General features: G+C 73.7%; 11 protein-coding genes and 1 riboswitch. Of the genes, 7 read left to right on the plus strand and 4 right to left on the minus strand.

Translation table 11 applies throughout. The features are described from left to right. Nucleotides 1-15: 15 nt before the first annotated feature. Genes J2X68_RS11100 through J2X68_RS11115 form a run of 4 tightly spaced genes read left to right on the plus strand, consistent with a single transcriptional unit; the run spans nucleotide 16 to nucleotide 5603 of the window. On the plus strand, nucleotides 16-1548 hold the full coding sequence (locus J2X68_RS11100) for a GMC oxidoreductase (RefSeq protein WP_310432289.1): 1533 nt from the start codon (nucleotides 16-18) through the stop codon (nucleotides 1546-1548). A gap of 5 nt (nucleotides 1549-1553) precedes the next feature. Next, nucleotides 1554-2684, plus strand: coding sequence for a glycine betaine/L-proline ABC transporter ATP-binding protein (locus J2X68_RS11105; protein ID WP_399039766.1), 1131 nt, complete (start codon nucleotides 1554-1556; stop codon nucleotides 2682-2684). Next, nucleotides 2684-4630, plus strand: coding sequence for an ABC transporter permease subunit (locus J2X68_RS11110; RefSeq protein WP_310432291.1), 1947 nt, complete (start codon nucleotides 2684-2686; stop codon nucleotides 4628-4630). The genes J2X68_RS11105 and J2X68_RS11110 overlap by 1 nt, the downstream gene beginning before the upstream one ends. Before the next feature lie 16 nt (nucleotides 4631-4646). Continuing rightward, on the plus strand, nucleotides 4647-5603 hold the full coding sequence (locus J2X68_RS11115) for an ABC transporter substrate-binding protein (protein ID WP_310432464.1): 957 nt from the start codon (nucleotides 4647-4649) through the stop codon (nucleotides 5601-5603). A gap of 3 nt (nucleotides 5604-5606) precedes the next feature. Here the strand turns inward: J2X68_RS11115 and J2X68_RS11120 are convergent, their stop codons facing one another. The 3 genes from J2X68_RS11120 to J2X68_RS11130 are packed head-to-tail and all read right to left on the minus strand — an operon-like array spanning nucleotide 5607 to nucleotide 7341. Beyond that, entirely contained in the window at nucleotides 5607-6344 is a 738-nt protein-coding gene (locus J2X68_RS11120; RefSeq protein ID WP_310432292.1) for an isocitrate lyase/phosphoenolpyruvate mutase family protein, read from the minus strand. Further along, nucleotides 6341-6826 (minus strand): carboxymuconolactone decarboxylase family protein, encoded by a 486-nt coding sequence (locus J2X68_RS11125; protein WP_310432293.1) that lies wholly within the window; start codon nucleotides 6824-6826, stop codon nucleotides 6341-6343. Before J2X68_RS11125 ends, J2X68_RS11120 begins: the two co-directional genes overlap by 4 nt. Next, nucleotides 6823-7341: a carboxymuconolactone decarboxylase family protein gene (locus tag J2X68_RS11130; RefSeq protein ID WP_310432294.1), complete on the minus strand. Its 519-nt coding sequence runs from the start codon at nucleotides 7339-7341 to the stop codon at nucleotides 6823-6825. The genes J2X68_RS11125 and J2X68_RS11130 overlap by 4 nt, the downstream gene beginning before the upstream one ends. Before the next feature lie 47 nt (nucleotides 7342-7388). On the opposite strand from J2X68_RS11130, the gene J2X68_RS11135 reads away from it, so the two are divergent. Further along, the gene (locus tag J2X68_RS11135; RefSeq protein ID WP_310432295.1) at nucleotides 7389-8846 is read left to right on the plus strand and encodes a PLP-dependent aminotransferase family protein; all 1458 of its coding nucleotides are present in this window, start codon (nucleotides 7389-7391) and stop codon (nucleotides 8844-8846) included. A gap of 110 nt (nucleotides 8847-8956) precedes the next feature. Here the strand turns inward: J2X68_RS11135 and J2X68_RS11140 are convergent, their stop codons facing one another. Continuing rightward, nucleotides 8957-9823, minus strand: coding sequence for a hypothetical protein (locus J2X68_RS11140; protein WP_310432465.1), 867 nt, complete (start codon nucleotides 9821-9823; stop codon nucleotides 8957-8959). A gap of 129 nt (nucleotides 9824-9952) precedes the next feature. On the opposite strand from J2X68_RS11140, the gene J2X68_RS11145 reads away from it, so the two are divergent. Together J2X68_RS11145 and J2X68_RS11150 are read left to right on the plus strand one after the other, a co-directional pair. Next, a complete protein-coding gene (locus J2X68_RS11145) occupies nucleotides 9953-10408 on the plus strand; it encodes a hypothetical protein (protein WP_310432296.1) in 456 nt (151 codons plus the stop codon). Nucleotides 10409-10439: 31 nt separating this feature from the next. Further along, nucleotides 10440-11627, plus strand: a complete 1188-nt coding sequence (locus J2X68_RS11150) for a glutathionylspermidine synthase family protein (protein ID WP_310432297.1) — start codon at nucleotides 10440-10442, stop codon at nucleotides 11625-11627. A gap of 124 nt (nucleotides 11628-11751) precedes the next feature. Continuing rightward, nucleotides 11752-11841, plus strand: a riboswitch (ZMP/ZTP riboswitch). The last annotated feature ends 2 nt before the right edge of the window (nucleotides 11842-11843 follow it).

Raw genomic sequence — 11843 nt, forward strand, 5'->3', positions numbered from 1 at the left:
CCTGGAGTACCCCCCATGCCAGAGAACGCACATGTCTACGACTATGTCGTCGTCGGAGGCGGCACCGCCGGTTCCGTCATCGCCTCCCGGCTGACCGAGAACCCGGACACCACCGTCGCCGTCATCGAGGGCGGCCCCAGCGACGTCGGCCGCGACGACGTCCTCACGCTGCGCCGCTGGATGGGGCTGCTCGGCGGTGAGCTCGACTACGACTACCCGACCACCGAGCAGCCGCGCGGCAACTCCCACATCCGGCACAGCCGCGCCCGCGTCCTCGGCGGCTGCTCCTCCCACAACACGCTCATCGCCTTCAAGCCGCTGCCGTCCGACTTCGACGAGTGGGAGGCGGCCGGCGCCGAGGGGTGGGGCGCGGTCCCGATGGAGGCGTACTACGCACGCCTGCTGAACCACATCGTCCCGGTCGACGAGAAGGACCGGAACGCCATCGCCCGCGACTTCGTCGACGCCGCGCAGCGGGCGACCGGAGTGCCGCGGATCGAGGGCTTCAACCAGAAGCCCTTCGACGACGGCGTCGGCTTCTTCGACCTCGCCTACCACCCGGAGACCAACAAGCGGTCGAGCGCCTCGGTGGCCTATCTGCACCCGGTGATGGACGAGCGGCCCCACCTGACGATCCTGCTGGAGAGCTGGGCCCACCGGCTGGAGCTCGACGGCACGCGCGCGGAAGGCGTGCACGTCCGCACCAAGGACGGCGAGGAGATCCTCGTACGGGCCCGGCGCGAGGTCGTGCTGTGCGCGGGCGCCGTCGACACGCCCCGGCTGCTGCTGCACTCCGGCATCGGCCCGAAGGCCGACCTCGACGCGCTCGGCATACCCGTCGTGCTCGACCTGCCCGGGGTCGGCGAGAACCTCCTCGACCATCCCGAGTCGGTGATCGTCTGGGAGACCCACGGTCCGATCCCGGAGAACTCCGCGATGGACTCCGACGCCGGTCTCTTCGTGCGCCGCGACCCCGGCCACCACGGCCCCGACCTGATGTTCCACTTCTACCAGGTCCCCTTCACCGACAACCCCGAGCGCCTCGGCTACGAACGCCCGCCGCACGGCGTCTCGATGACCCCCAACATCCCCAAGCCGAAGTCCCGCGGCCGGCTCTACCTGGAGAGCGCGGACCCGTCGGTGAAGCCCGCCCTCGACTTCCGCTACTTCACCGACGAGGACGACTACGACGGCCGCACCCTCGTCGACGGGATCAGGATCGCCCGTGAGATCGCGAAGACCGAGCCGCTGGCCGGCTGGCTCAAGCGCGAGGTGGCGCCCGGCCCCGACATCACGGGCGACGAGGAACTGAGCGAGTACGCCCGCAAGGTCGCACACACCGTCTACCACCCGGCGGGCACCTGCCGCATGGGCGCCGAGGACGACGAACTGGCCGTGGTGGACCCGCGGTTGAGGATCCGCGGCCTGGAGGGCATCCGCATCGCGGACGCCTCCGTGTTCCCCACCATGACCGCCGTGAACCCCATGATCGGGGTGCTCATGGTCGGCGAGAAAGCCGTCGACCTGATCGGAGACGATGCGCGATGACGATCATGCCCGCCACCCGTAAGCCGCCCACCACGGACACCGAGGCCGCCGTCTTCTCGGTGGACGGACTGTGGAAGGTCTTCGGACCCAAGAGCGAGAGGGTCCCGGCCGACCCGGAACTCGCCGCGCTCCCGCCCGCCGAACTCCGCTCCCGCACCGGCTGCACCGCCGCCGTCCGCGACGTCTCCTTCGACGTGCGCAAGGGCGAGGTCTTCGTCGTCATGGGCCTGTCCGGGTCCGGCAAGTCCACCCTGGTGCGCTGTCTGACCCGGCTGATCGAGCCGACGGCCGGCACCATCGTCGTCGACGGCGAGGACGTCCGCGCGATGGACCGCACCCGGCTGCGCGAACTGCGCCGGCACCGCGCCGCGATGGTCTTCCAGCACTTCGGCCTCCTCCCGCACCGCACGGTCCTCGACAACGTGGCCTACGGCCTGGAGATCCAGGGCATGGGCCGCGCCGAGCGACGCGCCCGCGCCAAGGAGGTCGTCGACAAGGTCGGCCTGGACGGCATGGAACAGCGCAGGCCCGCCCAGCTCTCCGGCGGCCAGCGGCAGCGCGTCGGCCTGGCCCGCGCGCTGGCCGCCGACCCGGAGGTGCTCCTCTTCGACGAGCCCTTCAGCGCCCTCGACCCGCTCATCCGGCGCGACATGCAGGAGGAGGTCGTCCGGCTGCACCGCGAGGAGGGCCGCACGATGGTCTTCATCACGCACGACCTCAGCGAGGCGCTGAAGCTGGGCGACCGCATCGCCCTGATGCGCGACGGCGAGGTCGTGCAGCTGGGCACGCCCGAGGAGATCGTGGGCTCCCCGGCCGACGACTACGTCCGCGAGTTCGTCCGGGACGTGCCGCGCGAGCAGGTCCTGACGGTGCGTACGGCCATGCGGCCCGCCTCCCCGGACGAGGCGGGCGGCGGCCCGGCCGTGTCCCCGGACGCCACGGTGTCCCAGGCGATCGAGGCGGTCGCCCGCGCGGGCCTCCCGGTGCGGGTCATGGACGCGGGACGGTGCCTGGGCGTCGTCGATCACGAGGGACTGCTCGGTGTCGTCGCCGGCACGGGTCCCGTCGCCGTCCCGGCCGGACGGGGGCCCGGATCCGTCGCGGTCGGAACGGAGCCCCGTAAGGAGGCGGTCTGATGGCCACGGTGACCACCTCCGCCCCCCGGGTCGCCCTCCCGGGCGTCCTGCGGCATCACGCCGTCCGCAAACTCCTGATCCTCGCGCTCGCGGCCGCGGTCCTCGTCCCCCTGGCCGACGCCCGGTGGGGCGGCGGCAGCTGGCCGCACGCGCTCACCGTCGACCTGACCAAGCCGCTCACCGGCGCCAACGACTGGATCATCGACAACCGCGACAGCCACCCCCTGTTCCTCTACTTCTTCGGCTACCTCAGCAACGGCGTGGTCCTCTCGGTGCGCGCCGTCTACCTGGTGCTGCTCGGCGCGGGCTGGGCCGGGGTCACCGCGGCGGCCGCGCTGGTCGCCTGGCGGGCGGCCGGGGTGCGGCTCGCGCTCGGCACCGCGGCCGCGTTCCTGGCCTGCGGCCTGCTCGGCATGTGGGTGCCGACCATGCAGACACTGGCCCTGATGATCGTCGCCGTCCTCGTGTCGGTCGTCGTGGGCGTCGCGCTCGGCCTGGCCGGCGGTCTCTCCGACCGCATGGACCGCGCCCTGCGCCCGGTCCTCGACACCATGCAGGTCCTGCCCGCCTTCGCCTATCTGCTCCCGGTCGTCCTCGTCTTCGGCATCGGCGTCCCGGCGGCCGTCCTGGCCACCGTCGTGTACGCCGCCCCGCCCATGGCGCGGCTCACCGCGCTCGGACTGCGCGGCGCCGACAAGGAGGTCCTGGAAGCGGTGGAGTCGCTGGGCGCGACCGCCCGGCAGCGTCTGCTGACCGCCCGGATCCCGCTGGCCCGCAAGGAACTCCTCCTCGGCCTCAACCAGACGATCATGATGGCGCTGGGCATGGCCGTCATCGCGTCGGTGATCGGCGCGGGCGGCCTCGGTGACCGCGTCTACCAGGCGCTGGCCTCGGTCGACGTCGGCGCGGCCCTCGCCGCCGGTGTCCCGATCGTGCTCCTCGCGGTCGTCCTCGACCGCGTCACGGCCGCCGCCGGCCGTGCCGGCGACGGCGAACCGGGCGGCCACCGGGCCGCCTGGCTCTACGCCGCTGCCGCCGCCGTCGCCGTGGCGCTCGCCGGACGCGTGGCCGGCCGGCTCGACTGGCCCGACACCTGGACGGTGGGCATCGCCGCCCCGGTCAACGACGCCGTCGACTGGATGACCGACCACCTCTACTCCGGGGTGCCCGTGATCGGCGGCACCGCCGACTGGGCCGGCCACTTCACCACCTGGGTCCTCGACCCCCTGCGGTCCGGGCTCCAGGGCCTGCCCTGGTGGGCCGTGCTGCTGCTGGTCGCCGCGATCGCCTGGCCGATCGGCACCTGGCGCACTGCGCTGACCGCGGTCCTCGCGCTGGCCGCGACCGGCGTGCTCGGCGTGTGGGAACCGTCCCTGGACACCCTCTCCCAGGTGCTGGCCGCCGTCGCCGTCACCCTCGTCCTCGGCTTCGCGACCGGCATCGCCGCCGCCCGCAGCGACCGCGTCGAACGGCTGCTGCGCCCGGTCCTGGACGTGTTCCAGACGATGCCGCAGTTCGTGTACCTGATCCCGGTCGTCGCCCTGTTCGGCGTCGGCCGCGCCCCCGCCGTCGCGGCGGCCGTCGTCTACGCGCTGCCCGCCGTCGTCCGCATCACCACCCAGGGCCTGCGCCAGGTCGACCCGGCGGCGATGGAGTCCGCCCGCTCCCTCGGCGCGACCGGCGTGCAGCAACTGCGCCAGGTCCAGCTCCCGCTCGCCCGGCCCGCGCTGCTGCTCGCCGTGAACCAGGGCGTGGTCCTCGTCCTCGCCGTCGTCATCATCGGCGGTCTGGTCGGCGGCGGCGCGCTCGGCTACGACGCCGTGTTCGGGCTCGCCCAGGGCGACCTGGCGACCGGTCTGGTGGCCGGCGCCGCGATCGTCTGCCTCGGCCTGATGCTCGACCGGGTGACCCAGCCGGCCGACCGCCGCGTGAAGAAGGGAGCGTGACATGCGACTTCGTGACCTGCGGCTTCGTACGACTGCCATGACCGCCGGGGCGTCCGCGCTCCTGCTGCTCACCGGCTGCGGCGCCGCCGACATGACCAAGCAGGCCTCGCCCTTCGCCAACGCGCAGGGCGCCAAGACCGTGACGCTCTCGGTCCAGTCCTGGGTGGGCGCGCAGGCCAACGTGGCCGTCGCCCAGTACCTGCTGGAGCACAAGCTCGGCTACCGCGTCGACACCGTCCAGGTCGACGAGGTGCCCGCCTGGGACGCGCTCAGCCAGGGCCGGGTCGACGCGATCCTGGAGGACTGGGGCCACCCCGACCAGGAGGCGCGCTACGTCGACGACAAGAAGACGATCGCCCGCGGCGGCGACCTCGGCGTCACCGGGCACATCGGCTGGTTCGTCCCGACGTACTTCGCCGAGCAGCACCCGGACGTCACCGACTGGAAGAACCTGAACAAGTACGCGTCGCAGTTCCGCACCGCGGAGAGCGGCGGCAAGGGCCAGCTGATGGACGGCTCCCCGTCCTACGTCACCAACGACAAGGCGCTGGTGAAGAACCTGAAGCTCGACTACCAGGTCGTCTTCGCCGGTTCCGAGGCCGCCCAGATCACCCAGATGAGGCAGTTCGCCAAGGAGAAGAAGCCCTTCCTCACCTACTGGTACGCGCCGCAGTGGCTCTTCGAGAAGGTCCCGATGACCGAGGTGAAGCTGCCCGCCTACAAGGAGGGCTGCGACGCGGAGCCGGACAAGGTGGCCTGCGGCTACCCGCACACCCCGCTCCAGAAGTACCTCAACGCGGGCTTCTCGGAGGACGGCGGCAAGGCGGCCGCCTTCCTCAAGAAGTTCAAGTGGACGACGGAGGACCAGAACGAGGTGTCCCTGATGATCGCGGACCAGAAGCTCACCCCGGAGGCGGCCGCGAAGAAGTGGGTGGACAGCCACCCGTCGACCTGGAAGGCGTGGCTGTCCTGACGGTCACGGCCGCAGCTCGGTGACGAGATCCCGCAGGAGGATCACCGACCGCTGCTGGAGGCCCGGTCCGAACGTGACGCGGGTGGCCCCGAGTTCACCGAGTGCGGTGGGCGAGGGGCCCGCGCCGACCTGGGCGAACACGTTCAGCGGCCCCTGCGTCCCGGACCGCAGCAACGGCAGGACGGCGGCCGGGGCGCCGATCGGATAGACGCAGTCGGCGCCCGCCGCCACGTACGCCGCCGCCCGTCCGATGGCGTCGTCCGGGTCGCCGTCGCCGTACGCGAAGGTGTCGACGCGCGCGTTGACGAAGAGCCGGTCGCCCGCCGCCCGCCGCACCTCGGCGAGCCATTCGGCGTGCTCGTGCGGGTCCTTGAGGACGCCGTCGGCCGAGTCCTCCAGGTTGCAGCCCACGGCGCCCGTCTCCAGCAGCCGTTCCACCAGTTCCTCCGGCGCCAGCCCGTACCCGCCCTCGACGTCCGCCGACACCGGCACGTCCACCGCCCGGACGATCCGGGCGACCGCCGCGAACATCTCGTCGGCCGGGGTCCGCCCGTCCGCGTACCCGAGCGCGGCGGCGACGCCCGCGCTGGGCGTGGCGAGCGCCGGGAACCCGGCCTCGGCGAACACCCGGGCGGCGGCCGCGTCCCAGGGGCCGGGCAGGACGAGCGGATCGTCCGGCAGCCGGCCGTGGTGAAGCCGACGGAATTCCTCCGCCTTGCTCCTCGCGTCCACCCCGCTCATGGCGTGTAACCCCCCGGTGGGACACGGCGGGCGACCATCACCCGGTTCCAGCTGTTGATGGCGATGATCAGCGCGACGAGATGGGCGAGCCGCGGGGCGTCGAAGTGCCGGGCGGCCCGCTCGTACACCGCGTCGGGCACGAAGCCCGCCCCGGAGCCCGCCGTGGAGCCGACGCCCCGGGAGCCGTCCCCGGTCAGCAAGGTCACCGCCTCGGTGAGCGCGAGCGCGGCCCGCTCCCGCTCGCCGTAGACGTCCCCCGCCTCCTCCCACGCGCTCAGCAGATCGAGCTGCCTCGCGCTCACCCCGTGCTCGCGCGCGATGGCGAGGTGCATGTCGAGGCAGAACGCGCAGTGGTTCAGCTGCGAGGCGCGGATCACCACGAGCTCGGCGAGCGCGGGATCGCCGAGACCCCGTTTCGCGGCCGCGCTGAGCGCGGACATGGCCCGGGCGACCTCGCGGTCCAGGAGGTTCGTCCGGCTCACGCGTGCTGCCCCGGCCGGTAGTGGCCCGGCACCAGCCGGCAGGTCACGCCGAACCGGTTCCACGCGTTGATCACCGTGATCGCGGCGATCAGCTGCGCCAGCTCGGCCTCCTCGAAGTGCCGGGCGGCCCGCTCGTACACCGCGTCGGGCACGAAGCCGTCCGTCAGCACGGTCACCGCCTCCGTCAGGGCCAGCGCCGCGAGCTCCTTCTCGGTGTAGAAGTGCTCCGACTCCTCCCACGCGCTGAGCTGGATGATCCGCTCGACGCTCTCGCCCGCCGCGAGCGCGTCCTTGCTGTGCATGTCGACGCAGAGCGCGCAGCGGTTGATCTGCGAGGCACGGACCTTGACCAGCTCGACCAGTTTCGGGTCGAGGCCCTTACGGGCGGCGGCGTCGAGCCGGAGCATCGCCTTGAGGACCTCGGGCGCATGCGCGGACCAGTCCAGCCGCGGGGTGTGCTCGGGGGCGTGGGGAACCTGTCCGTCGGTGGCGGTGGTGTCTGCGTACGTCGTCATGCTCTCGACCCTAGGAGCCGGGCAGCCCAGGAGTATGGTCCATTTCCATGGCGAGATCCTGGGCCACTTTCGGCGTCGACCTGCATCTGGAGCCCACCGGACCGCACCTGCGCCGGGGTCTGACCGACGCCCTGCGCGAGGCGGTGCGCAGCGGCCGGCTGCCCTCCGGCACCCGGCTCCCCTCCTCGCGCTCGCTCGCCGCCGACCTGGGCATCGCCCGCAACACGGTCGCCGACGCCTACGCCGACCTGGTCGCCGAGGGCTGGCTCACCGCCCGCCAGGGCTCGGGCACGCGGGTGGCCACGGGGGTGGCTCCCACGCCGTCGAGGCCGCGGGGCGACAGCGGCGTCCCGCCCACGGGCGCGGCGCCCCCTCGCCCCGAGCGCCGCCGGCCCGCGTACGACCTGCGCCCCGGCACCCCCGACCTCGGGTCCTTCCCGCGCGCGCAGTGGCTCAGGGCGGCCCGCCGCGCCCTCACCGCCGCCCCCTCCGACGCGCTCGGCTACGGCGATCCCCGCGGCCGGGCCGAACTGCGCACCGCCCTCGCGGGCTACCTGTCCCGCGCCCGCGGCGTGCGCGCCGACCCCGAACGCGTCGTGGTGTGCTCCGGGTTCGCGCACGGCCTGGGACTGCTCGCCGGAGTCCTGCGGGCACGCGGGGTGCGCACGATCGCCGTCGACTCCTACGGCCTGGACGAGCACTGGAGGCTGCTGGCGGCGGCCGGGCTGGGCATGACCGCGCTGCCGGTCGACGAACGCGGCACGGACACCCGCCTGCCGGGCGGCGTCGGCGCGGTCCTGCTCACTCCCGCCCACCAGTTCCCGATGGGCGTGCCCCTGCACCACGACCGCCGGGCGGCCGTCGTGGACTGGGCGCGGCACACCGGCGGCCTGGTCCTGGAGGACGACTACGACGGCGAGTTCCGCTACGACCGCCAGCCCGTCGGCGCCCTCCAGGGCCTCGGTCCCGACCACGTGGTGTACCTGGGCACCGCGAGCAAGTCGCTGGCTCCCGGCCTGCGCCTGGGCTGGATGGCGCTGCCGCCGGACCTCGTGGAGGAGGTGGTGGCGGCGAAGGGCGGGGTGGACTCCTCGGGGGTCCTGGACCAGTTGACGCTGGCGGAGTTCCTCACGTCGGGCGCGTACGACCGCCATGTCCGGGCGGCCCGCCTGCGCTACCGCCGCCGCCGTGACGCGCTCGTCGCGGCCCTCACCGCGCAGGCCCCCGCGATCCGCGTCACCGGCATCGCGGCGGGCCTGCACGCCGTCCTGCGGCTGCCGCCCGGCACGGAGGAGGCGGTGGTGCGGGCGGCGGCCTACCAGGGCCTGGCGGTCCACGGCCTCACCCCCCGCCACCGCCACCCCGACGCGGTCACCGAGCCGCTGGACGCCCTGGTCGTCGGCTACGGGACCCCGCCGGACCACGCCTGGTCCGGCGCGCTGGACGCCCTGTGCGCCGCCCTTCCCTCCGGTGAGAACGGCTCGGACCTCCGCTTCCCCGGCTAGCCCACCGACGCACGGCGCGGCGTCCGCGTCACACCGCGCACCCCGAACCCCGACGCCCGTGAGGCGGTGTCACGGAGACGGCGGCCCGAGCCGGCGTCACGGAGCCGGCGTCACGGGGCCGGCGGCCCGGCCGGCTGCTCCGGTGCCGGCTCCGGGGCGGGCGCCGTCTCGGGCGCCTCGCCGAACCGGGCCAGGGCCAGCGCTCCGGCCACGGCGACGGCGAAGCCGAGCACGGCCAGCCAGCCGAGCCCCTCCCGGGTGCGGTCGCCCAGCCACACCACGCCCACCAGCGCCGGCCCGATCGTCTCCCCGATCACCATCCCGGCCGTGGCCGTCGTCACCGACCCCCGCTGGAGAGCCGACGTCAGCAGCAGGAACGCGGCGCCGCCGCCCAGCAGCAGGGCGTACACCGCCGGATCGGTGAGCAGGTCCGACGGCGCGAGCGAGTCGATCAGCCGCACCGCCACCTCCACCACCCCGAACCCGAGACCGGCTCCCAGGCCCAGCACCAGCGCCCGCCCGCGCCCGGACAGCCGCCGTCCGGCCGGCCCCAGCAGCAGCACCCCGACCGCCGCGCCGAGCATCACCCACGGCAACGCCCGGGGCCCGCTCTCCTCGCCCTCCGTGCCCGCCGACAGGCCCAGCATCGCCAGCCCCGCGCACACCACCCCGACCGCAGCCCACTCGGTCCGGCTCAGCCGTACCCGCAGCAGCCGCGCGGCGACCACCGCCGTCACCGCCAGGCTCGACGCGAGGGCCGCCGCCACGGCGTAGATCGGCACCGACCGCAGCGCGGCGATCTGGAACAGGAACCCCAGGCCGTCCAGCGCGAGCCCCGCCAGGTACCGCCACTCCCGGACCGCCCGCAGCAGCAGCGCCGCCTCCCCGCCGCTCCCGCCGGCGGCCGCCCGCGCCGCCATCGCCTGCAAGACCGTCGCCGTACCGAAGCAGACCGCCGCGCCGAGGGCGCACACCATTCCGAAGAGCACGAAAGGACTGTAGGGGAACGGCTCCTGGGCGGGCCGCCTTCGGCCGCCCTCCGCACGGTGTCTAGGCTGACGGCCGGGCATCGTCGTAGGGGCGATGCGGCAACGGGGAGACGGGACATGGCGGACGCGCGTCGCAGACTTCGCTCGGGCACGGTCGTACTCGGCGGCATGGGAGTGCTCGCGGCGGCTCTGTCCGCCTGCTCCTCCGACCCCGACAAGCGGTGCGTCGACCGCGACAGTTACCACCTCGCCAAGGGCTACAAGGTCGTCGCCGACAAGAACTGCGGGTCCACCGGGTCCGCCAGGACCGGCAAGTCCGCCACGGCCGGCAAGTCCACCGCCGACAACGCCTGGTACTACGGCGGCGAGAAGAAGGGCTCCTGGGTCGACGGCGGCTCCTTCGCCGAACCGGGTGAGGGTTCCGGCAGCTCGACCGGCTCGACGAGCGGCACCGGTGGGAGCAGCGGCAGCGGAGGCAGCGGGAGCAGCGGCGGGGTGGACCGCAACGGCTTCGGCAGCGGCGGTGACGGCGACGGCGGAAGCGGTGTCGGCAAGGGAAGCTCCGGCGGCTGAGCGCCCGGCGGCGGAACAGGACACCGGCACCGTGCGACGTCACACCATCGAACCCCGCCCCGACTGGCAGCGGACCGTCGAGGACCAGGGGCTCGTCTACCCCCTCACCCGCCACCCCGACGGGCGCCTGCGCCCCTACTGGGACGAGAGCGCGTACTACGTCTTCACCCTCGACGAGGTCGAGGCGCTGGAGGAGACCGTCGAGGAACTGCACACCATGTGCCTGGCGGCCGCCGCCCACCTCGTCGAGACCGACCGCCTCGCCGACCTCGGCATCACCGACCCGCGGATCGCGGCGGCGGTCACCGAGGCCTGGCACCGGCGCGCCGAACTGCCGTCCCTCTACGGCCGTTTCGACCTCCGCTACGACGGCGCCGGCCCGGCGAAGCTCCTGGAGTACAACGCCGACACCCCCACCTCGCTCGTGGAGGCGGCCTCCCCTCAGTGGTTCTGGATGGAGGAACGATTCCCCGGCGCCGACCAGTGGAACTCCCTGCACGAGCGCCTGGTCGCCGCCTGGAAGAAGCAGGCGCCCCTCCTCCCGCCCGGCGGTCCGCTCCACTTCGCGCACTCCTCGGCGGACGAACTGGGCGAGGACCTGATGACGGTCGCCTACCTCAAGGAGACCGCCGAGCAGGCCGGCCTGGAGACCGACTGGATCTCGATGGAGGAGATCGGCTGGGACCCGTTGTCCGGCCGCTTCGTGGACCGTCGACTCCGCTTCATCCGCAGCTGCTTCAAGCTGTACCCCTGGGAGTGGCTGACCACCGACCGCTTCGCCGGTCATGTCCTCGACACCCTCGACAACGGCGGCGGCACCGGCACGACCCTGTGGATCGAACCGGCCTGGAAGATGCTCCTCAGCAACAAGGCCCTGCTCGCCGTCCTGTGGGAGCTGTACCCCGGACACCCCCACCTGCTTCCCGCCTACCTCGACGGCCCCCGCGAGCTGGCGGCCACCACCGGCTACGCGGCCAAGCCGCTGCTGGGCCGCGAGGGAGCCGGCGTCACTCTGCACGAACCGGGCGGCGCTCCCGTCCCGCGCACCGACGAGGCCTGCTGCTACCAGCAGTCGGCGCCCCTTCCCACGTTCGACGGCAACCACGTCGTCCTCGGCGCCTGGACGGTGGAGGGCGAGGCGGCCGGTCTCGGCATCCGCGAGTCCTCCGGCCCGATCACGGACGAGTACGCCCGCTTCGTGCCGCACGTGATCCTCTGACCCCTGCGGGGGGCCCGGTCCGCGGGCCGCTCCGGCGCCGCTGGAGGCCCGGTCCTGCGCCGCTCCGACGTCGCTCGCATGGTGGACGCCGGACCTGGTGATCCGGACGTGCCCGGTAGGCTGGCGAGCGGGCCGTGACTGGCGCGCTGGGATGGGACGGACCATCGGGGAGCGGCCTGTGAGTGACAGAGTGCCGTGCGCCTGGGCCAGACCGAG

Origin of the sequence: Streptomyces sp. 3330 (genome assembly GCF_031456635.1) — a bacterium.
Classification (GTDB): domain Bacteria; phylum Actinomycetota; class Actinomycetes; order Streptomycetales; family Streptomycetaceae; genus Streptomyces.

Coding starts and splice junctions, on each gene's coding strand:
- J2X68_RS11140 (WP_310432465.1), bottom strand. CDS start 9,823: ATGGTGTGCGCCCTCGGCGCGGCGGTCTGCTTCGGTACGGCGACGGTC.
- J2X68_RS11105 (WP_399039766.1), top strand. CDS start 1,554: ATGCCCGCCACCCGTAAGCCGCCCACCACGGACACCGAGGCCGCCGTC.
- J2X68_RS11145 (WP_310432296.1), top strand. CDS start 9,953: ATGGCGGACGCGCGTCGCAGACTTCGCTCGGGCACGGTCGTACTCGGC.
- J2X68_RS11100 (WP_310432289.1), top strand. CDS start 16: ATGCCAGAGAACGCACATGTCTACGACTATGTCGTCGTCGGAGGCGGC.
- J2X68_RS11120 (WP_310432292.1), bottom strand. CDS start 6,344: ATGAGCGGGGTGGACGCGAGGAGCAAGGCGGAGGAATTCCGTCGGCTT.
- J2X68_RS11110 (WP_310432291.1), top strand. CDS start 2,684: ATGGCCACGGTGACCACCTCCGCCCCCCGGGTCGCCCTCCCGGGCGTC.
- J2X68_RS11135 (WP_310432295.1), top strand. CDS start 7,389: ATGGCGAGATCCTGGGCCACTTTCGGCGTCGACCTGCATCTGGAGCCC.
- J2X68_RS11130 (WP_310432294.1), bottom strand. CDS start 7,341: ATGACGACGTACGCAGACACCACCGCCACCGACGGACAGGTTCCCCAC.